Here is a 22649-nt window from a genome sequence, read left to right as displayed (position 1 = left end):
ATTGAATCTCCAAAGCACAAATCATTATTGTTGAGTTATCTGATTAAGGAGCTGAACTAATTCAGTTGGTTTGGAGAGAAAAGGACTATGTCCTGATTCAATTTTATAGGTTTTTGTAATATGAGCTTCGTTGACCATTTGCTGTTGAAAAGGATAACTGATGGCTTTGTCCTCGGTAGTATAGATATAGTATTTATTAGCTATTGTACTATAAATATCACTACTATAATTCAGCGGAGTGCCAGCAGCAGCAACCGGTTCCGGACGAAGTTTTTCTACCAATAAGTCTATGTCTTCATCAGAACCATATTGACAGAAAACATCTCGCATATTTACTTTAGGATTAGCAATCGTTACGGTACGCTGGTCTGTAGAAAATTCCAGTACCGAAGGTATCAAGGTTTCAGAATCCATTGCCGAGTACTCAAATACACTACTACCACTTTGAGGAATAAACCCGGCAACATATACTAATTTATCTATTTTTTGCGGCACCTTTGTCGCTGCTTGGGTAACTATTGCTCCCCCCAAACTGTGTCCTACCAATACAACAGGCGTATTTAAGCCATTTATAACATCGGTAACCTGTTTAACATATCCATCAAAAGTGATTTCAGAAACAGGAGTTTGATCATCTCCATGACCTAACAACTCCACCTTAACAACTTTGTTGCCCTGAGATTCTAAGTCTGCCTTAACCTTATCCCATACAAAAGATGCCTGCCAGGCACCATGTACCAAAACGAAAGTTGAATGTTTTTCTTCTTTAACCGAATCATCGTTATCCTTTGAACAAGAATTCAGGGCCACTACCAATGCGAATAAAAAACTTATATTTTTAATGAATTTCATGTTTATTTGATTTTTTATTTTTTTAAATTATCATCAACCAATTAGAAACAAGGCGTGAATTTCTGATGGTTTATAAAGGCAGCCTCGTTTCAGGCTGCCTTTCCAAGAGGAGTATTAACAGAATTATCTATCTTTTTTGAGCATGGCCATTGCCCTGCCAATATCTTCAGAAGACAGAGACATGAGTAATTGATTGATTGGTTTTTTGGTTTTGGCGTCAAATAAGCACACGATGCCTGTTGCCTGATAAGGTTCCATTAATTTCGTAAGCCCGAGCTGATTAATTGCTACTGCCGATTTTTTCGCAGTTTCGGCATTAGAGAGGTCGTTAACCACAAACTGATAGGCTCCATCCTTGTTGTTTTCATTGAAGGCTGCCATTGCTCTTTCTTCGTTTGCCTTGCATACACTGCACCAATTGGCTTTGTTTATGATGGCGATAATTTTAGGAGCGTTTTGCGCAAAGGCATTGACTGAAAACAGAATAGTAAAAATGCTTACTGTCATCGCTAATTTTAAATTTTTCATTGTCTGATAAAAAAATTCGTTAAGTCACTATTGACAATGCAAAATTGCAATTCAAGAAAGGAAAGCATTTTGTAAATCAGTTCAATAATCTGTCTATTTGGGCCAGAATGGAATGTTAAAGCCCGTTCCTTTTCTCAGTCTTCTTTTATTTTTAGGCGGAAATTTGAGGGGGAGACGGTATATCGGTCATGAAAACTTTTAGTGAAATTTGCCAAGTCATTGAATCCACAATCAAATGCAATGTCTGTAATACGTTCATGAGAAACTAAAAGCAATTCTGCGGCTCTTTCCAATCGTTTCGTTCGGATATAATTGGCAGGCGAATCGTCGTACAATTTTTTAAATTCCCTTTTAAACGAAGAAACGCTCAAATTGGTTTTTTGCGCCAGATCTTCTACACCAACCTGTTCGAATAGATTGGCTTCTATAATTTGCTTGAACGTATAGGCTGCCGGCGAGAAAAGCTGCGATAGTATGACTTGTATGGTTTCCGCATCTTGCGTTTGCGATAATAAAAGTATGATTTCCTTTAGCTTCAAAACCAAAATTTCATCATTGACCAAAGATGGATTTTCAAAATAGAAGAGCAATCCTTCAATATATTTTTGAATCAAAAAGTCGTTATTAATTGTCTTTCTGCACTGATTGGTTACCTGGTTAGTTGGCTTAAAGATTAGTGGGATTTCTTTATCATAAACTTTTTTCAGTATATCCGGATGGAACGTAACAATGACAATCTCGCCTTCGCTATTTGAGCTGGTATCATGTATCTGTTTACCGGAGTTGATGCAGTTAAGCAGCAAGGAGTGATGAGTAGGTACCTTCAAATGATCACCGGCCGATTGGTATTCCATCTCACCTTTCAGCATATATAAGAAGCACGCTTGCTCCGCCACAGGGAAGGCAAATTCAAAAGGCGGTTTTAAATCCACTTTCTGAATAAAGGTCTTCCCGAATAAGTCAAATTTTTTGTAGTCACTAACCATTCTTAGCTAATTCTGTTTAAATGCAGGTCATTTATTTATTCTGATTTAGATAGTCGATGAAATTAAATACGGAATGCCCATTCAACACCCAATCAAATATAGATAAAAATGTTGAATGGGACATTGCTCGCCAGTATGCAAAACCTATTGATTATAACTGGTTATTATGAAACCAGGATTGCTTCTGAAGTTATAGGTACTTTCAAAACTTTTGAAATTAAGCAGTTTTCTTCCGCTCCTTTTGTGATGGCTTCAAATTCTCCAGCGCTGGTATCCGGTACGTTTCCAATAATGAAAAGATGGATTCCGGTGATTCCTGCACCATCCATCATTACAGTTGCTTCCGTATCCAGCGAAGTTGGTGTTATTCCTTTTTCCGTCAATGCAAAACTGACTGCCATCGTAAAGCAGCCTGCATGTGCTGCCGCTAATAATTCTTCGGGATTAGTTCCCTTCTCATCTCCTACGAAGCGGGTTCTGAAACTATAATTCGTCTGATTTAAAATTTCGCTCTGGGTCGTTACGTTGCCTTTGCCTTCTTTTACACTTCCTTCCCAATGTGCTTTTGCTGTACGTTTCATTTCTATATATGTTAAATTATATTGTCGGTATTGACCGTACAAAGTTGCAACACAGAAAATAGAAGCGTTTTGTGAATTAGGTCAATTATTAGCGGATTTGGTTCACAAGAAACAGCAAATTATTTGTCAGTAATCGTCTTAGGCCTCAGAAGGACGTTAGATGTTCAATTAATCGAAATTCTTTATCGTTCATCCAGCCAATGAAGGATGTTCAAAAGAAACTGGGCGTTCTCAGTTGCGTCAGGATGATTCATCCCTCGTTTTTCGCTTTTGATCCCTCTTAAAAGCGCGTAAAACGAACCGGCATCGGCCATCAGGCATACCCGTCCACGCCCACATGGTAGAATAGCACCGTTTACTAAACCTTTACCCGATATTTTGGATCCATCAGACGCGAGCGAGACTTCGTAGTCTTCGCCCAACGACGAAACGATGATGGCTTCCGACGGTGGAACAAATCCCGTTCCCGTCCAAAAACGGATGCTATCTATTGCAAAACCTGCTGCATCGGTTACTGGATTGGCCGTAAGATTCCCTCTGCTTCGGGAGAAAATCTCCGTTTGGCCATCCTTACGCTGCGCAAAACCATTAATGAGCTTAAACCCAAAGCGTGCCGCAAGCTTACTTGCTGAGCCTGCGGCAGGCATTTGGTCCGTGATGAGGAAAAGCGAACCGCCATGCTGATGCACCCAATCGTATAAAGTTTCCACTTCTTCGTCTGTATAGGCGCTAGCTGCCTGGGCACCCCAATTGTCCAGGTCGTGCAGTGCATTGGCGGTCACAAACACACGGGCACCCATTAAGCTTTCGGCAGTAATGGTTTGGCTGTTGGTCTCCAATCGGTAACCATCTGCTTCCAATACCTGGGCAAATGCCGCATACTGTCCCTTTAGCGTGAAAGGGTTGTTGTGTCCCTCATCGTAGAGAACAAGAGATCCTTCCCCGTTTTTATAGCGGGGACGTTCCGTTTCAAACCGAAAGCCTGGATCAGCAACGCTTTGGGCGGATAGCTGGCTAATTGGGATAAGTAGCCAGATCAAGAGAATTGATTTGAATATCCGATTATTCATGTTCTATCCTTTCCCAACGATCTGATTCAAAACAGATAAGTTCTTTGACTGTACCATTCGAGACGATGAATGTCAGCGGGAAGGACAGTTCCGCATTCAGGAAATCCGTAGGGGAGAAAGCATCAAACACCATGGTTTTGTTATCCCATAATTGCTCTAAAGCAAGTTTATTGCCTTGCCGTGTTACATTGATTTCCATATTGCTATCTTTTTGGAGCCTATATCGCCCCAAAAGTGGCGTAAGTTGGTCTACAGTGAGCGAAACGTATTGGGTAGGGTTGTAGGAAACTTTTTCCAGCATTAAGCGGTCAAGGATCTTAGCCTTGTCAATTTTTCCATTAGCGCCTTCGATAAATGCAATCTTGTACGCTTCATCACGCGACTGGAAGGTGAGCGATCCGGTACGCTGTAGGGGATAAACTCGTCCATCCCATGTCTGCTGCGCTACGAATTGGCCGTCCTTATTAAAAAAACGGATGCAGGCAACTCGGTTTGGAAAGCGGAAATACCCAGATACATCATCCAAGGATACGCTATCAGTTTGAATCGGTCTCATTTCGTGGAATACACTCCCTTTTTGCGGTTCCGCTGTGTAGCCGCTAAGCACAACTAATCCCACGGCTACAAGTGTGCAGGCCTTTAGAGATCGTTGCTTTACTGTTTTTGCATTCATCATCATAATTTTATGTTTTGATGATGCAATAATCAGTATAAGATCAGTAAAAGCCGTTCGGCTGGATACAGATGAACAAATTTACGGTGATAACTAGCATAATTTTGCCATCAGATTGACTCTTTTTAATAGATCTTAATGATTGTGCCTTTCTTTTCGATGAATATCGTGTGTTTTATGATGCCGAAAATAACTTCGATAAATCTAAAAATTTTATTGAGGAATGATTAAACACGGGAGACTCGACTATGTATTTGAAGAAGTCTACAATAAGGAGTGTAGGTAATCTGCTGTGTCTTTTAGTCCACATTTTCTAAGCTGATCCAGTACTTGATATTCATCCAGTTTAGGATTCTTTTTATGCAGAACCATTTCCCGAAAAGCTTGGATGGACACCTCGTGATTGAGATCAATAATATCTGTTAAGAAGTCATCAGCCGTTTTAACACTTAATCCGAATGTGCTAAGGTATTCTTTTGGGAAGTCTTTGATATTGTTTGAAACTATCAGATTGGCATTTGCTTTAATCGCAGCGGCTAATACATGGCAATCATCTGGATCGGGCAACGTAAGGGTTGGTATCAAGCCTTCGTAATTCATAACAAGTGCATCTGGAAAAGCGTGATTCGGAGCCTTTGTTCTTCTGGCAGCTTCTTCTTCAGAAATACCTTTGCGTTGCATGACCCGTTGCCATTCATCAAAGATATGGGCACTCCATTTCGGCGTGTAGAGATCATAATGAGCAAACCATAATAGCAGATCACGAATAATCACAGGATACACCACATTGGTATCCAATACAGCGGTAAAACGTACACTATGAATCATAAAGGCCTAAATCTTCATCGAAATTCATTATATCAATCAGCCGCTTTTTCTGTTCATCTTTCATACGTTTCTTGTATTCAATCACATCCTCAAATAGGATTCTCCTATGCTTACCGACTTTGGTGTATTGGATCTTTCCTTCTTCTAGTAGTTTGACCAAATGTGGTCTAGAACATCCCAATATTTCCGCAGCCTTTTGCGTGGTGACCTCGGTAGCCAAAGGAACGATGGAGATCGGCTTTCCTTCGGACATAGCTTTTAATATACCTCCGAATAATTTTAGGGCACGCAAAGGAACTATGATTTTGTCTTTGGTTTCCTCTATTTCGATTTCAGTCTGTTCAGCGTGTAGCTGTTCAATGACAGCAGCCAATGAGTCATATGATTCCAGAGCTACTTTTTGTTCAACTTTAGAGGGTCTATTTATTCTATCCAAGGTTTCCATGATCTTCATTTTGTTTAATACAACAAAAATAAACGAAATAAACGAAATAAACGAAAAGAAAATATATTTTGTTCTTACTTATTGATTCGCTTTAGATATCATTTGTGTCTTTTTATGAATTCCCCTTGGTTTGGATAAATGAAAAGCTTTTAGATACTCTTAAAGACAAGAGGTACATTCAACGAGAAGGAATAAAGGGTCGTTATTGGAAGATATTGAAAGAATAAAGAAAATCAGGATTTTTTATATTGCTACAATCCCGTACCTAAAAACAAATGCTGTTACAGAACACAGATGAACTTTAAAAATTATTTATATCCTTCACTTTATTCCAACTATATTTTACATTCGTTTATATTCAGTGCGCAGTGCGCCAAGTTCCCACTGCAGATTTCCATTTTTTAGCCTACTTATTCTTGATGGGCTGTTCAAGTAAGACCAGACAAAAGCCCGTTTGTTATATTTTATTTCCGTATTGTTAAGGGCCGTTTGGAGGAAATATTTATCACCGTCTTTTCTAATTTCTATAGGATCTGCGTCAGTAGCTTTTAAATTCATCCATTTGCCAACAAGAAAATTGGGGTCATAAAACGCTTCCACTTTCTTTGCTCGCTCTTTCGCTTCCGTTTCAGATAATTTGGAAAATTCTGTGGAGCTATTAGCCATAGTTATCTTTAGGTGTTTGCTCTCATCAAGATAAACAGCTTGCACGTCCAAGCTCCCCGATGGAGTAAGATGCTTCGCATGTAATGATTTTCCGTTTTCATCGAAAGTGGCAGGCATCTCGATTTTTTCGCCGTCATTGTCTGCTATAATATAGAGCTTACCAGCTTGTTCTTTAATTTCAGTTGGTATAGTCAGATCATTGTTGTTTTCTACCCAATATCCTATATATTTTTCAGGGTCTTTCCCGTTGGAGCATGCTGAAAACACCAACATAGCAATTAGCAGTTTAAAGATGGAAGAAGTAACTGTTTTCATTATTATAACATATTGATTATTTTTCTTCACTTTTCTCCTTTCACCGCTTTCCTTGGTACATAGCGGTCTTTATTAAAAACAAATAGATTAAAAACATGAAGGCTCGCGGTCGTAGGGATACCTATATTTCAAATATAAGCTTTATAAGCATATAAGCCAAATCATTTTGCTTATTTTTTCAACTATAGGCAAAAGTTAAAACACCCATTGTATCACATCAAGCCGTAAGTAAAAAAGATTTTTTTTCAATCTCAGCTTTTATTTTTGAAACACTCTGTTCGATCGATTGATTTGTTGAGTCGATAATATTTGATTCATATTGACCCAAGTCGTTAAATTGCTTCCACATTTTTTCTACCAACTCCATGTTAGCATCGTCGTCCAATTTGGAACGATTGATTGCCCGTTTCATTGTTTCTTCTTTAGTCGCTCTTAAGATAATGTAATGTACTTCATAATTGTCTTGTGCAGCTTTTAACCACGGCTCTAAGAACCAAGGGCCAACAATTCCGTCAATAATCACATCGAATCCACCACGTGCAAAACGTTTTGCAGCTTCCAAAAAGGCTTCAATAACAATTAAGTTTTGTTCTTGTGATTCCGGTAAAAATGGGGGTATTGCTCCCTTACGAATGTAGTGATAGAAATCATCGGTGTGCAGATGTACCGACTTTGATAACGTAGATTCCTCAGCAACTATTGATGCCGCTGTACTTTTACCGGTCCCCGGCGAGCCGCTTATTATAATAATTCTGCCTTGTTTCATCAATATTCTCTTTAATTAAAATGTAAACTTTGCTTTCTTTATGTTTTAGGCGATAAAGCGAAGACAAACTAATGATCTTGTTATCCGAGATAAATTTCATTGCGTAGTTTCCGCCTAAAGAATGGGCAACAAAGAAATAACGATCTTGTTTGATAAGCCGAGATAGTAAAAACGAAAATATTTATTAAAGCTAAGCCTATTATTTTTCTTCAGAAAGTTTGTCAAACGCTTTGAAATCACAGCTAAGGTAACCATCACGATCCAAGAACATAACGTCCGTATCATATGCTTCAGCAATAACCTCAAACATACTCGTCAAGGACTTGTAAGTATAATCAGGATCGACACCATAAGTATTTGTCCAGAATATCCGGCCATAGTTTGAGGTCTTTTCATTTAGATCAACCCAATAACAGTTACCAGCTCCATCCTCTAAAAATGGATACAACTGCCTGGCTGGCTTAAAGTCTTTAGTCAAATTTTGAAAGCTCTCTTCAAACTCCATGCTCAGATTATAATAGTTAACCGCATCTTCTAAAGATAAAAAGTTGTGGATGGGTATCAGACCCGTGAGCCCCGAAGGAGTTTCGCTATCAATAGTTGTTCCATCGGCAAATAAATAAAGTTCTTTCAGCTCGTCATTAAAGTCTAAGCCCAACACTTTTTCTGTTTTTGCTATTTCTTCGAGGCTGGCAGCTTTTCTAAGTATATTGGGGAAATGGTAATTTAAATCCTTCTGCTTGATAAGAATTGTCTTAAAGCTTTCTGTGATGTTATTCATAAGCAATTAAACTATCTAAAGGAGCTAAGATAGTGATTCTACAGCATCAATAATACCCGGCTAGATATAACTTTATTCTTTATAAATTTAAACCTTTCAGCAAGCAGTCAGGCTAACATGAGGCTTGAAGAAAACAGAAGGAGCAAAAAGATTGTTTCATTTACCATGATCTTAACAAAGAAATCCGCTCACTTCATGCTAGGCCAGCGGATTATCAATAATTAGCCCACATGGTACGGAATTAAAGAAAAATTGCACGATATAAAAAAAGTTTTTGGAATAATGTCTTTAATTTTAGCCCTGTAAATGCTGATTAATGGATGGTCAATTAAGAAAACAAACGGAGTGTAACGAGCTCATTTAGGCCATTGAAAAATTTACAAGCATAAATAATTTAATCAGATGAAACCTGCATAAGCTGCCGCTCAAAAAAAGGGCCTGATTAAACAGCGTATGCAAGCTTCATCACCGATAAAAAACAAATTTAATCCGATGAAAAAAGTTGTTTGTTTTGGAGAAGTGCTTTGGGATGTACTTCCTGATGGGAAAAAGCCGGGTGGCGCGCCGATGAATGTGGCTTATCACCTAAACCGACTGGGCATAGAGAGTTATATGGTAAGCAGGGTTGGAGATGATCCACTGGGAGAGGAACTGACTACCTTCTTGAAGAAAATGGGCTTATCTACCGAGTACGTTCAATTGGATAAACACCAAAAGACCAGTGAAGTGATTGCTACCGAAGGAGCCAATCACGAGATGAGCTATGAGATTGTGCAGCCCGTTGCTTGGGATTTTATCCATTTTGATGATAAGACCGCTAATTTGGTTGAAACAGCTGATCTGCTGGTGTTTGGTAGTTTGGCCGCCCGCAATGAGCTCAGCCGCGCCACCTTATATGAGCTGGCTAAACACGCGAAACTGAAGCTTTTTGATGTTAATTTCCGCGCGCCGCATTATGAACAAGCCACCATTGAATATCTATTGCACAAGGCGGATATTGTAAAACTAAATAACCATGAACTGCAAATTATTGCATCGTGGTTTGGTGATAATGGCGATCGGGAACAGGAAAGTGTAAACCGATTACAGGATAAATATAGGATTGGAGAGATCATCGTAACCAAAGGTGGAGAGGGTGCTTCTTATTATACACCCATGGCGCGATATGATTTTAAAGCCTATCCCGTTATCGTGAAAGATACGGTTGGGAGCGGCGATTCTTTTTTGGCTGCTTTTGTAGCGCAGAAGTTATTGGGAAAATCTACAGAAGATATATTGGATTATGCGGCAGCACTTGGTGCCTACGTTACCTCGCAAGCGGGCGCTAATCCAGATTATAAAGGCTCCGATTTAGCGCGGTTTATGTGGCAGAAGCAATTAGAGCAAGTTAAATGGTAATAACTTGGGAGTTTATTTGATTTTGCTTTTATATTGACTGGGAGAATAACCAAATTTGGCTTTAAAAGTTGTTGAAAAATAGCTGGGGCTAGAAAAACCCACGGCATAGGTGATTTCTGCAACATTTAAAGATTCATGTTTAAGCAGGTAAGAGGCCTTTTTTAATCGGCGCTCCAATATGTATTCGTTAACGGTCATCCCTGTTAACGATTTGACTTTTCGATACAGATGCATTCGGGAGATGCCAACAAGCCGGCAAATGTCATCCACACAGAACTGATCATTGCTTAAATTTTCTTCAACGACGCTTGAAAAATCGTTCAAGAGCTTTTTATCCAGCTGATTGAGTTTAATACTTTCGATTGGGAGCTCAATATCGCTGGTAAAATGACTTTTCAATACCTTTCTGTTGTTGATTAAGGCTTTGATACTTGCCGAAAGGTTTTTGATCAGGAAAGGTTTGGTGATGTACATGTCTACGAGGGCATTCATGCCTGAAATAAGATGTTCAGAACTTGCTTGAGCTGTAAGAAGTATAATAGGGATGTGGGACGTTTTTAAATCGTTTTTTAAAACCTTACATACTTCTTTACCGGATATTTCGGGTATAACATTATCGGTAATAATGAGATCGGGCACCTTTTCTTTGGCAAGCTGAATTGCTTCTGGGCCGTTGGTGGCGAAGATGACATCGTATTCATCGCTCAATTCTGCTACCAGGTAGTTTAAAAGATCAGGGTTATCTTCCACAATGAGTAGCGAATAGTCTTTCAAACCCCAAGGTGCTGTTTGCGTGATATCCTGCATCTGCACATCTGAATCAATGGCATATATGGCCGCTTTTTCATCCTTTTTAAAGGATGCAGAGGAAATTCTTTTCTCGCGATCGCTTAAATGCTCGCTTCCCAGTGGCAGCGTTACGGTGAAGGTAGAACCCTGTCCTTTTATGGATGCTGCCTGTATTTCTCCTTTGTGCTTATGGATAATCTCTTTTGCCAGAGATAAACCGATACCGAAACCGTTAGACGGGGAGTTGTCGGCCTGATAGTAAGGATCGAAAATCAAAGCGATATCTTTTTCATGCATACCAATACCTGAATCTTTGATCTGAATGCTTACATCGGTGCCGCAGCGTGCTATGTAAACTTTGATGAAACCTCCGGCTTTTACAAATTTAAAGGCATTTGATAAGAGGTTCAATAGCGCTTTATCTAGCATATTGGCATCAAACCATACCAATATTTCTTTTTCTGCGGGAACAAAGGATAGTTGCACTTGCCTTTTTAAAGCGTATGTTTTAAAAGGTTCTATAAGATCGCGAACAAAGGAGATCAAATTGCTTGGAGAGGCCTGTATGAGGTAACCTTCTATTTCTATCTTTCTGAAATCCAGTAGCTGATTGACGATATTCAGTAGCCGTACCGAATTTCGCTGCACCGTTTTGATCTTATCTGCTGCCAGTGATAAAAGACGGGTGTCTTTTACCATATCCTCGATGGGTGATAAGATCAAAGTTAAGGGCGTTCGTAGCTCATGGGTGATATTGGTGAAAAAGTTTAACCTTGCTTCTGTACCGGCGGCGGCTTGTTTTGACATCTCGATAAGTTGCTTCCGTTGCGTGTCAATTTCCACATTCTTTTTGGCCAGGTTTTTATTGATCTTTTTATTATCTCGAAGCAAGATGACAACGATGCTTCCAAAAATGAGCGATAATACAAGCAATACAATGATGATATTGAGTACAGCCTGCTGGCTTTTATAGATTATTTTCTGTTCGTCCAGGAGCTTACGTTGACTATAAATATCGTCTTTCTGACTACTGATCATGGCGGCCTGCATCTTCATGACACGCACATTGGTAGAGTCAATGACGATCGAACTTAACTTGTTCTCTTTTTTGAAGGGTAGGCCTTTCAAAATATCCAAAGCCGTCCAAATGGCCTCTTTTCCGAGTGTAGGATACACCAGGGAGGCCGTAATTTTTCCATCGTACACCATATCCAATCCTCCTCCTTCGCCAAAACAGGCATCTACACCGATAATGGGAATATGTTTTTCAGGATAATATTTGTTGAGAATTTTGCGTGCTCCCAGCGCCATATTATCATTATGTGCAAAGATGGCATCGATGTCCTGTAACTGCCTGTGTATCTTGCTCAGGATGTTTTTGGTGGTGTCCTCCATCCAATCGCCATAAACCGTTTTGGCTTCGACTTGACTTTTTGATTGCTTAATGGCCTTGGCGAAGCCTTTACTTCTGTCTATAGCCGGAGAGGAACCCGATAAACCCCTAATTTCAATAACGTTTCCTTCGTTGCCAATAAGCTGCGACAGGTACTGGCCTGCCATTTCGCCAATCTTCACATTGTCTGCGCCGATGAATGCCGTATAACCGTTTCCTTTGACTTCCCGATCAATTACAATGACAGGAATCCCACGGTCCATTACCTTTTTTACGGCAGCCGTTAGGGGCTCGGCCTCATTGGGAGAAATCACCAACAGATCAATTCCTTTTTCAATAAGCGTATCTACCTGTGCGCGTTGTGTGGCGCTGTTGCCACCTGCTTCTAAATAATGGAAATCAACTTCTGGATGAAGACTTAGCTCGGTCAGCATTTCAGCTAGCATATTGCTTCTCCATAGATCGTTACCCGTGCATTGGGAGAACCCAATAATGAATTTGTTGCTCTTTTTAGTCGTTTTGCAGGAAATGACCAACCCGAAGACCAAAAATAAAAGCAAAACAACACCTGATCGGTTGAGGGAAATGGTATTCATGTTTACAATCCAGTTAGTGGGCCACCTATTACTAATGGTAGATCCCGACAAATATAAGGGATTGCGTCTTTGGCTGGGAAGAAAAAGCATTTTTGTCATTTAGGTGGTTCAACACCTATGGTATAATACCTGAAGAAGATGTTACGCTGGCAAAACATCAAGATAAATAATGGGTCTTGATATTTGTAATTATTTGATATTCAGAAACATAAATTTTGTTATAAAAATGAAATGATTTGATCTCCGAGAGCAACCCCTTCTCTAGCTACCTGTCTATCTTGCACAGCAAAATCAAACCAATCAAAATAAATCGATATGATAAAAAATCACATGGTGAAACTATGGTCAGTAGTGGTGGCTTTAGGGGGCTTTCTTTTTGGTTTCGATACCGCAGTTATTTCGGGGGCAGAGAAAGCTATCGAGCAATATTGGCAGCTCACTATTTTTGAACATGGCTTTACCATTTCGGTGGCACTCATCGGAACCGTTATTGGTTCCTTACTCGGATCCTATCCTTCCGATAAACTGGGGCGTAAGAAAACCTTATACTTGGTAGCATTGGCCTATCTTTTTGCTTCGCTTGGAACGGCTTTTACCAGTAGTTGGCATCTTTTTGTGCTCTTCCGGTTTATAGGAGGTTTAGGTGTAGGCGCTTCGTCGGTTACGGCACCTATTTATATCTCTGAAATAGCGCCGCCCGATCGCCGCGGTTCATTAGTAGGCCTTTTCCAGTTTAATGTAGTGTTGGGCATACTGATCTCGTATTTATCAAACTATTTAATCAATCAGCTGGGCGATGAATCATGGCGTTTAATGTTGGGCATTCAAGCCGTGCCGTCTTTTCTTTTTCTAATAGCCATCTATTTCATCCGCGAGAGCCCGAGATGGTTGCTTATGAAGGGTTTACGACGAGAAGAGGCGATAGAAACCCTAAGTATCATTAATCCGCTTGGTTATCGTCAAGAGCTTATTGCGATCGAAAATACAACAGAGCGAAAGCCAACGAAGCAAACGCAGGCACTTTTTGTGAAGGCGCATCGCAAGCCATTGGTATTGGCAGGGTTGTTTGCGCTCTTTAACCAACTTTCGGGTATTAATGCCATTATTTATTATGCGCCGCGCATTTTTGAGATGGCTGGGCTGGGTGTTCATTCTTCTTTGCTTTCAACAATTGGAATTGGTATGACCAATTTTGTGTTTACGCTATTGGCTGTCCAATTGATTGATAAGGTTGGTAGAAGGATGTTAATGAAAATTGGCTCTGTAGGTATTATCATTTCCCTGCTATTGGTGGTTTTTTCGTTTAATAATCCAGCATCATCTGGGATGTATATTTCAGTGTACTTCATGCTTTTTATAGCCTGTTTTGCTTTCTCTCAAGGGGCTGTTATCTGGGTTTTTATTGCAGAAATTTTTCCTAATCAGGTGCGGGCAAAAGGGCAAACCTTTGGGAGTTCTATACACTGGATTTTGGCGGCACTGGTAACTTTTGCCTTTCCCATACTGGCAGAGGCCCTTGGTGGTATGATTACCTTTTTATTTTTCACGGTAATGATGGTGCTACAATTGGTGTTTGTAATCTGGTGGATGCCCGAAACGAAGGGGGTAAGTTTGGAAGCTATTGAATCACAGCTGACCAATGAGCCAGTAGTATAATTTGTCTATTAACCAAATAAGATAAACCAAAAAATCTAATTAATTAACCAATTATGAGAAAAGAAGTATTGTTGGCATGCTGTATAAGTATGTTCTTTTTCCTCCGCGTGGCGGCGCAGGAAGTTGTAATCTCAGGTGTAGTACGAGATACGAGCTCGGCTCCACTGGAAGGGGTTACGGTATCCATTGTAGGAAAAACGGGTTCTGTTATAACAGACAGTAAGGGGGTGTACAGCATTGCATCTGCTGTTGGACAAAGCATCTCTTTTAGTATGTTGGGAAGCGAGCCGGTACGGATGGTGATCAGAAACGATGATCCGATCAATGTAGTCATGAAAATCAGCCTAAATGCGCTGGAAGACGTGATTGTAACAGGCTATACATCGGAGCGCAAAAAAGACCTAACGGGGGCCGTCTCTGTGGTGAAGATGGCCGATATTGAGAATGTGCCGCTGGGCAACCCTGTAAAATCCATGCAGGGGCGGGTTCCGGGGGTAGAAGTTGGTGCTAGCGGTGCTCCAAATGGGGGTGTAACGGTGCGCATGCGTGGCCAAACTACGCTTAATATTAGCAATGACCCCCTTTATATCATTGATGGGGTGCCGACGCAAAGAGGATTGCAGGAGATCAATCAGAGTGACATCGAGTCGATGCAGGTACTGCGTGATGCGTCGGCCGCTTCGATTTATGGCTCTAGGGCGGCAGCGGGGGTGATTATTGTGACCACCAAGAGAGGTAAATCAGGTGTTAGGCGGATTGATGTAGATGCTTCACATTCCCTGCAGTTCTATAATAGTAAAATCAATACCCTGAACACTGATGAGCGTGCACGGGCTTATTGGCAGGCTGCCGTGAATGACGGACGCTTCGGCCCGTCCCGTAATAATCCGCAGGACCCTTCTGCTTTAAGTTTGATTTATGATTTTGATTGGAATAAAGATTTTTCGAACCCGCAATTGAATGCAGTGATTTTGGGGCAATACGTAGATCCCGAACAGTCAATGCGCACGTCGGATACCCGATGGTTTGATGAAGTTTCGCGGGTTTCACAGATTAAACAATATAACATTGCGCTCTCAAATGGAGGGCAGCATGGAACATCTTTTTTTTCTTTGGGTTACTATGATAATGAAGGCATCATTAAGCGTACGCGAAGCCAGCGGTTGACCTTACGGATGAATGTAGATCATTCCTTGTTTAATGGCAAGCTGAAGATAGGGGAGAACCTAAATCTTTCTTATTTCAAAGACGCGCAAATACCAACGGGAGACGTTACCTCGCTGGCGCTGATATTGAACCCGATTTTACCGGTTCGTACGGTGGATGGTGGTTGGGGCGGCCCGGTTGCTGGGATGGACGATCGGCAAAATCCGCTTAGACTGATTGAAGATAATAGGCAGAATAATAATCACTTTGCCCGCATTTTAAGCAGTACGTTTGCTGATCTTTCTATTTTACCGGGCTTGAATTTCAGAACGGCTTTTAATGTGGATTATGCAGGCACTTTTTATCGCCATTTACAGGTGCCCTACCAATCTGGTTTTTTAAATAGTGATGTGACCCAGGTGAATACCAACTTTGACTACAGTGGGTCATTAACCTGGCAAAATATCCTGACATACGACCTGAATTCGAATGAGCACCGTGTTAATTTGCTTTTAGGTTCCGAAACGGTTAATAATAGGAATCAAGGGTTTAATGCCAGTGCACAGGGATTGGCCATTGCAGACCTAAACTATGCTTACCTCACGCAAGGTACCCGAAATATTCTTGCGCGTGGTGATGGAAATTCAGACGCCTTGCAATCATTCTTCTTTAAAGCAAATTATAACTATCATGATCGCTACCTGGCTTCTGTCACGATCCGGAGAGATGGTTCGAGTAAGTTTGGTTCCAACAACCGCTATGCAAATTTTCCGGCAGCATCTTTGGGATGGCGCATCAGTGAAGAGACCTTTTTTAAAGATAATATAAATTTTATTTCTGATTTTAAACTACGTTATAGCTGGGGGCAAACCGGTAATCAAAGCATTCCGGCCTATGCTACCTATTCCTTGTACCGCGCCATTTACGGCACAGACCTAACCTGGGATCCAAGCGAAGGCAGTGCCTATGATATAGGCGGGCAGGGTACGGGTACATTGCCTGCCGGGTATACGGCCATTCAAACCGGTAATCCAGATCTTAAATGGGAAACCACTACGCAATCTAACTTTGGAGTAGATTTTGGCATGTTCTCTAATCAACTTACCGGTTCGGTAGAATATTATATAAAGAATACGGACGATGTGCTGATTAGCCCTCCTTATTTGGGTGTAGTGGGAGAAGGGGGAAGCACATGGATTAACGGTGCTTCGCTACAGAACAAGGGCTTGGAAGCGGCTATAAATTATACCCAGCGTTTAAGCGATGATATGCGTTTGGATGTGGCGGCTAATATTACCAGAAATCGCTTAAAGATAACGAAGCTTCCCAACAATGCGATTATAGGTTATCCGGGCAATGGTACAACGTATACCATCATTGGGCATTCGCCAAATACACATTTCGGATGGGTGGCTGATGGTTTGTTCACTACACAGGAAGAAGTAGACAGTAGTCCGGAACAACCAGGTAAAGCGTTGGGCCGCATACGTTACCTCGATCTGGATCAGAATGGACGGATTGATAATAACGACCAGCAGTACTTAGGCACTTCAGATCCTGATTTTACTTATGGCTTGAATTTAACCTTAAGCTATAAACGATTCAATATTGCTGTTTTCTTCCAAGGCATACAGGGAGGGGTGGTAAATAATAGTTATAAAAATCTGACTGATTTTACTTCGCTGGCACCGGGATCAAACTGGGGTAGTCGTGTATTGGATGCCTGGACTCCTGAAAACCCGGGAGCAAGCGTTCCTGCCTTAACCTTGGTGAATACGAATAATGAGAATAGATTTTCAACCTACTTTTTGGAGCCAAGAAGTTATTTCAAATTGCGAAATATTGAAATCGGATACGACCTGAAGGATGCGTTTGAAAGGTTTAACGTGAGCCGTGCACGTGTATATATGCAGGCATCCAACCTATTACGCTGGAAAGACCGGGCGTATACGGCACCGGATCCGGAAAATCCGGGAAATGGCTATCCAGTACCGGTAATTGCTACGTTAGGGTTTAACCTTTCCTTCTAACATATTGTTCTATCATAATTGTATTAAAATACTAGCAAATGAAAAATTCACCTATCATATTATTGGTTTTGACGGCCATCCTATTTTCTGGCTGCTCGAAAAGTTTGGAGAAACTGCCGCAAGGCGTTGTGTTTAACGAAAATCTGAAAACACCCGAAAATGTGGAGGCTATGGTGATCAGTGCCTACTCGGCTTTGGGCAATGATCATTGGAGCGTACCTTATACCACCATGTGGGCTTATGGCAGTGTACGCGGCGGAGATGCCTACAAGGGTGGGGGCGGAACGGGTGATCAGAATGATGTGCATGCTTACGAACTGTTTTCCATCAACCGGGTAGACTTGGGAGAAAGTGACGGTACTTGGTTCCGTTTGTATGTGGGCGTAGCGCGGTGTAATGCAGCATTGGCGTTGCTGAATGAAATGGGTGATGACGTTTTTCCGCAGAAGCTGATGCGTACTGCGGAGGTACGTTTCCTTCGCGCGCATTTTTATTTTCTATTGAAGGTTCTTTTCAAACGTATACCCTATATAGACGAAAGTGTCGAAAAGTCGGCCTATCAAACCATTGGGAATGATCTGTACAGTAACGAGGAGCTTTGGACAAAAATAGCAGACGATTTTCGCTTTGCTATGCAGTACTTACCGGTAACGCAGGAGGAGTCTTCCCGTATTACGAAGGGGGCTGCCCAATCTTACCTGGCAAAAACATTGCTTTATCAAAGTTATGTGCAGGATGAGCAGCATAATGTGACCTCAAAAGATCAAGCGAAACTAAATGAGGTAGTGGCCTACTGCGATAGTGTAATTAATTCGGGAAGGTATCGCTTATCCGATGATTTTGCAGAAAATTTTCTTTCCGAATATGAAAAAGGCCCTGAGTCTGTCTTTGCCATTGTCTTCTCAAAAAGCGATGGCACGCCACAGGGAAGAATTAACGCCGGTGTAGGAACCAATTATCCCATGAACCAGGAATATGGTTGCTGCGGTTTTCATCAACCCAGTTCCAATCTGGTGAATGCATTTAAAACGAATGCCAATGGATTGCCGCTGCTGGATAATTATAATACCAACGATATTGTCCCGTCTGGAGATTTTAAAACACAAAGTTTTGATACACGTCTGGATCATACCATTGCCATTCCGGGACATCCCTACAAATACCAAAAAAACCTGGTGTTTCAGGCCTCATGGAATCGCGACAATGCCACCTATGGCAATTTTATGAGTATGAAGGAAACGGTAGCCTATACCGATCCAACATTTATGAAATACCCACCCTTTATGTCGAGCGCCAAAGACTGGCCGGTGATTCGGTATGCGGATGTGCTACTCATAAAAGCGGAAGCTTTAATTGAACTGGGCCGCGAGCAAGAGGCACTGCCTTTGATTAACGCGATTAGGCAGCGTGCCCAGAAAAGTGCGGCCCGATTGACGCAGGCAGATGGTACAGCCACTTCAAGTTATTTTATAAATACCTATCAACCGGGAGTGAATTGCGTTTGGAGCAATGATTTTGCGCGTAAAGCCCTACGTTTTGAGCGTAGATTGGAATTTGCCATGGAGGGCTATCGTTTTTTTGATCTCGTTAGGTGGGGGATTGCGGCCGAGTTTATCAACGATTATTTTTCGGTAGAGCAAGGAAGAACACCTCATTTGGCGGGCGCCGCCTTCAAGAAAAACAGAGATGAATATTTACCAATCCCACAAAATCAAATTAATTTTAGCCAAGGATTATATAGGCAAAACTTTGGTTGGTAGTTATACTGCGTATAAAACGAATTTATCTATTTTGCAAAAGGGGAACCAATAAATAAATCAAATGATGACTAAAATATTTTTATTAATCTGCGCTACGATTGGTCTTGTCCATTACGGCCATTGCCAGGAGGTGGTCAATATGGCGCGGCTATTAAAAGAGATGCGTGCGATTGAAAAGGTTGCGCGTTATCCTGAACCTGCGTATACATTGAAACAAGTAAGTAGCTATGATAGACGATCTACCGTGCGCAATGGGGCAGGTTGGTTTGCAAATGGCGACTTTAATCAGTTTATCCGTCAGGAGGAACAGGAAGGAAGGGTAGAGCATGTCATGATGGACGCGGACGGTCCGGGCGCCATTGTCCGTTTTTGGTTGACCTGTTTGGAAAAACCCGGGACGATGCGTTTCTATTTCGATCATAAAAAGGAACCTACCATTACCGTTCCCGGATTTGATTTGTTGAAAGCAGGACTGGATTTGGGTCCTGCCTTGTTGAACCCCCACACCAATTATGACCCGCAGGGAAAGGGCGGTAATACACTATATTTGCCTTTGGTTTATGCGAAGCATTGTAAAGTAACCTGGGAGTTTGCCGATAGCGCAAGTAAAGAGAAACCACATTATTATCAGATCAACTACCGAACCTATCCAAAAAAAGTGAAAGCCGAAACGTTTTCTTTTGAGCAGCTACAACAATTAAAAAAGGAAATTGATAATACGGAAAGTACCCTTTGGCATCCATCGGTAAATTTTAGCGTAACAGATTCTATTTCAAAAAGATTGAATCCTTCGGAGGAATGTGAGCTGGATGTAAGAGACGTTAATAAGGCTATTCGTCTACTGAAAATCCAATTAGGTGATTTAAACCGCGATCAGGAAGCGCTTTGGAGAAAGGTGATGCTGAAAATATCCTTTGATGGTAAGGAAACAGTGTTGTGCCCTTTAGGTGATTTTATAGGTAGCGGCTATGGCGGGAATGATATAGCAAGCTGGTATAGAACACTAGCAGATAAGAAAACGCTGATTTCACGATGGCTAATGCCTTTCCGAAAATCGGCAGCGATACGCATCATCAATAATAATGATTTCCCTGTTGAATTAAAGCTTTCTGTTGCAACCGATGATTTTGAATGGGATGAGCGAGCGATGTATTTTCATGCCTACACGAAAATGGAAGAACAGGTATGGGATGCCAAATGGGATTATGATCCAGAGAAGAACCCGAAGGGAGATAACCGCGCACCGATTGACTGGAATTTTATTGATGTGAAGGGTAAAGGTGTGTATCTTGGTAACACCTTAGCCACCCTGAATCATATGCATTCATGGTATGGGGAAGGAGACGCCAAAGCGTATGTGGATGGCGAAGATTTTCCATCTGAATTTGGTACCGGATTAGAAGATTATTACAATACCTCATGGGCACCTGTGGTTATTTACCAAACGCCTTTTGCTAATGCAACGCGGGTAGATCATACGTCGTCCACGGGGCATAATACCTTTACGCGGACACGCATACTGGATGCCATACCTTTTAGGAAGCAATTTTCATATGATATGGAAATGCTAAGCTGGGATAGTGGTTATGTGGATATTGCGGCAACAACCTATTGGTATGCCAAACCCTGATGTAAACAAGATGATAAGGAAATTCAATAAATAAGGAGTCGATTAGGCTATTGGCCCGACTTAGTAAATAATACAAAAAACAAACAGATGAAAACCTTTGCGAACAAATTTTTAACAGTTGCCCTGCTATTGGTAAACTATATTTCATTAAGTGCAGGTGAAATTGAAATTAAAATCAACAAAAGATACCTTAACTTTCCGGTATCACATAAAGAAGAGCGCCAGAAGATGACGTTCAGCGTGGATGGCAAACCTGATCTTTCGGTGGTGATACGGCTGGCGAAGTCATCGCCAGATTATTGGGTTTTTAAAGACGTTTCGGATTTGGTAGGAAAAACATTGAAGATAAGCTATGAGGGTGATGAAGGAGGGTTGGCAAAAATTTATCAGGATGATGAACTGGCCGGGCAGGATAGTCTTTATAAAGAAAAAAACCGACCGCAGTTTCATTTTACAACCCGCAGGGGGTGGATCAATGATCCGAATGGATTGCTTTTTTATGCGGGCGAGTATCATTTATTCTACCAGCACAATCCTTATGAAAGTGAATGGGAGAATATGCACTGGGGGCATGCAGTGAGCAAAGACCTGGTACACTGGACGGAGCTACCGGATGCACTTTATCCGGATAAGCTGGGAACGATGTTCTCCGGATCGGCGGTAATAGATTATAACAATACAGCAGGCTATAATCAAGGTAAAACACCGGCTATGGTAGCTGCTTATACGGCAGCCGGACCGGATAGGCAGGTGCAATGTATAGCCTATAGCCTCGATAAAGGGCGTACGTTTACAAAATACGAAGCTAATCCTATCATTGATTCTAAAGAGAAGTGGAACAGCCCGGATACGCGCGATCCGAAGGTATTTTGGTACAAGCCGGGAAAACACTGGGTGATGGTGCTGAACGAGCGGGATGGCCATTCCATCTATACGTCCAACGATCTGAAAGATTGGAAATATGAGAGCCATGTTACAGGCTTTTGGGAGTGCCCTGAACTTTTTGAACTGCCGATAGATGGCAATGCTAAAAACACAAAATGGGTGATGTATGGAGCCTCTGGCACGTATATGTTGGGTTCTTTTGATGGGAAGGTGTTTAAGCCGGAAGCGGGCAAATATGTTTATACAACAGGCCCTATCTATGCGGCACAAACCATTACGGATATGCCTGACGGAAGAAGGGTACAAATTGGTTGGGGGCAAATAACGCATCCTAATATGCCTTTTAAAGGGATGATGCAGTTACCTACAGAACTGACGCTGCGCAGTACGAAAGAAGGGCCTCGCCTTTTCAGTCGGCCAGTAAAAGAAACGGAACAACTTTTTACATCGGTGCAAAAGGAAACCAACTTAACAGCCGAACGTGCTAATCAATTGCTTGCAAAGTATTCGGAGGCGGATGGTTTGAGGCTAAAGGCCACCATTAAGTTATCCCATGCTACTACTGCCGGGCTTAACCTTTTTGGGCAACGCATTGTGGATTATGATCTGAATTATAATAAGCTTAATGGGATGTTTTATTCGCCAAACGATCCAACCAGTATGGAAATCTCGGCAGATATTTACATCGATAAAACGAGTATGGAAGTATTCATTGATGGGGGAGCTTATTCGTATTACCTGCCAAGAAAAGTGGAAGACGGTAATAAAGAAGGTTTCCATTTTTGGGGAAATAATATTGAAGTGGCAGATTTGGAGATCTTAAGCGTTCAGTCTATCTGGAATAAGTGAATATAATCTCCGCTCGCCTAGCACAA

18 protein-coding genes are annotated in these 22649 nt (G+C 41.4%); 6 read left to right on the top strand and 12 right to left on the bottom strand.

Features of this window, described 5'->3' with window-relative positions:
- Positions 1-24 precede the first annotated feature (24 nt).
- The 11 genes from BMY50_RS22945 to BMY50_RS22895 form a co-directional block, all read right to left on the bottom strand.
- Positions 25-852 carry an alpha/beta fold hydrolase gene (locus BMY50_RS22945; protein ID WP_093329623.1) on the bottom strand — a complete coding sequence of 276 codons (828 nt, stop codon included), beginning with the start codon at positions 850-852 and terminating at the stop codon, positions 25-27.
- A gap of 123 nt (positions 853-975) precedes the next feature.
- Positions 976-1380: a hypothetical protein gene (locus BMY50_RS22940; protein WP_093329620.1), complete on the bottom strand. Its 405-nt coding sequence runs from the start codon at positions 1378-1380 to the stop codon at positions 976-978.
- Between the two features lie 134 nt (positions 1381-1514).
- A complete protein-coding gene (locus BMY50_RS22935; RefSeq protein WP_093329617.1) occupies positions 1515-2366 on the bottom strand; it encodes a helix-turn-helix domain-containing protein in 852 nt (283 codons plus the stop codon).
- Between the two features lie 164 nt (positions 2367-2530).
- The gene (locus tag BMY50_RS22930; RefSeq protein ID WP_093329614.1) at positions 2531-2947 is read right to left on the bottom strand and encodes an OsmC family peroxiredoxin; all 417 of its coding nucleotides are present in this window, start codon (positions 2945-2947) and stop codon (positions 2531-2533) included.
- Positions 2948-3129: 182 nt separating this feature from the next.
- Entirely contained in the window at positions 3130-4017 is an 888-nt protein-coding gene (locus tag BMY50_RS22925; protein WP_093329611.1) for a DUF4350 domain-containing protein, read from the bottom strand.
- Positions 4010-4696 carry a hypothetical protein gene (locus tag BMY50_RS22920; RefSeq protein WP_093329609.1) on the bottom strand — a complete coding sequence of 229 codons (687 nt, stop codon included), beginning with the start codon at positions 4694-4696 and terminating at the stop codon, positions 4010-4012. Before BMY50_RS22920 ends, BMY50_RS22925 begins: the two co-directional genes overlap by 8 nt.
- 258 nt (positions 4697-4954) lie before the next feature.
- Positions 4955-5518 carry a PIN domain-containing protein gene (locus BMY50_RS22915; protein WP_093329606.1) on the bottom strand — a complete coding sequence of 188 codons (564 nt, stop codon included), beginning with the start codon at positions 5516-5518 and terminating at the stop codon, positions 4955-4957.
- Complete coding sequence (locus tag BMY50_RS22910; RefSeq protein WP_093329977.1) at positions 5508-5963, bottom strand: helix-turn-helix domain-containing protein; 456 nt, start codon at positions 5961-5963, stop codon at positions 5508-5510. Before BMY50_RS22910 ends, BMY50_RS22915 begins: the two co-directional genes overlap by 11 nt.
- Positions 5964-6305: 342 nt before the next feature.
- Complete coding sequence (locus BMY50_RS22905; protein WP_139202320.1) at positions 6306-6944, bottom strand: hypothetical protein; 639 nt, start codon at positions 6942-6944, stop codon at positions 6306-6308.
- Between the two features lie 217 nt (positions 6945-7161).
- Entirely contained in the window at positions 7162-7710 is a 549-nt protein-coding gene (locus tag BMY50_RS22900) for an AAA family ATPase (RefSeq protein ID WP_093329601.1), read from the bottom strand.
- 199 nt (positions 7711-7909) lie between these two features.
- A complete protein-coding gene (locus BMY50_RS22895; protein ID WP_093329598.1) occupies positions 7910-8491 on the bottom strand; it encodes an SMI1/KNR4 family protein in 582 nt (193 codons plus the stop codon).
- A gap of 492 nt (positions 8492-8983) precedes the next feature.
- On the opposite strand from BMY50_RS22895, the gene BMY50_RS22890 reads away from it, so the two are divergent.
- Entirely contained in the window at positions 8984-9889 is a 906-nt protein-coding gene (locus tag BMY50_RS22890; protein ID WP_093329974.1) for a carbohydrate kinase family protein, read from the top strand.
- Positions 9890-9901: 12 nt separating this feature from the next.
- On the opposite strand, the gene BMY50_RS22885 is transcribed toward BMY50_RS22890, so the two are convergent.
- A complete protein-coding gene (locus BMY50_RS22885; protein ID WP_093329596.1) occupies positions 9902-12766 on the bottom strand; it encodes a substrate-binding domain-containing protein in 2865 nt (954 codons plus the stop codon).
- Between the two features lie 216 nt (positions 12767-12982).
- Here BMY50_RS22885 and BMY50_RS22880 point away from each other — a divergent pair, with 216 nt between their 5' ends.
- From BMY50_RS22880 to BMY50_RS22860, 5 genes are all read left to right on the top strand, one after another.
- Complete coding sequence (locus BMY50_RS22880) at positions 12983-14323, top strand: sugar porter family MFS transporter (protein WP_093329593.1); 1341 nt, start codon at positions 12983-12985, stop codon at positions 14321-14323.
- Positions 14324-14376: 53 nt separating this feature from the next.
- Positions 14377-17499: a SusC/RagA family TonB-linked outer membrane protein gene (locus BMY50_RS22875; RefSeq protein ID WP_202907924.1), complete on the top strand. Its 3123-nt coding sequence runs from the start codon at positions 14377-14379 to the stop codon at positions 17497-17499.
- 38 nt (positions 17500-17537) lie between these two features.
- On the top strand, positions 17538-19259 hold the full coding sequence (locus BMY50_RS22870; RefSeq protein ID WP_093329588.1) for a RagB/SusD family nutrient uptake outer membrane protein: 1722 nt from the start codon (positions 17538-17540) through the stop codon (positions 19257-19259).
- Positions 19260-19320: 61 nt separating this feature from the next.
- Entirely contained in the window at positions 19321-20889 is a 1569-nt protein-coding gene (locus BMY50_RS22865) for a glycoside hydrolase family 172 protein (RefSeq protein WP_093329585.1), read from the top strand.
- 87 nt (positions 20890-20976) lie between these two features.
- Complete coding sequence (locus tag BMY50_RS22860) at positions 20977-22623, top strand: glycoside hydrolase family 32 protein (protein WP_093329583.1); 1647 nt, start codon at positions 20977-20979, stop codon at positions 22621-22623.
- The last annotated feature ends 26 nt before the right edge of the window (positions 22624-22649 follow it).

Source organism: Olivibacter domesticus (assembly GCF_900109575.1).
Classification (GTDB): domain Bacteria; phylum Bacteroidota; class Bacteroidia; order Sphingobacteriales; family Sphingobacteriaceae; genus Olivibacter; species Olivibacter domesticus.
The sequence above is the reverse complement of the archived record's forward strand: the minus strand, read 5'-3'. Positions and strand labels throughout refer to the sequence as shown.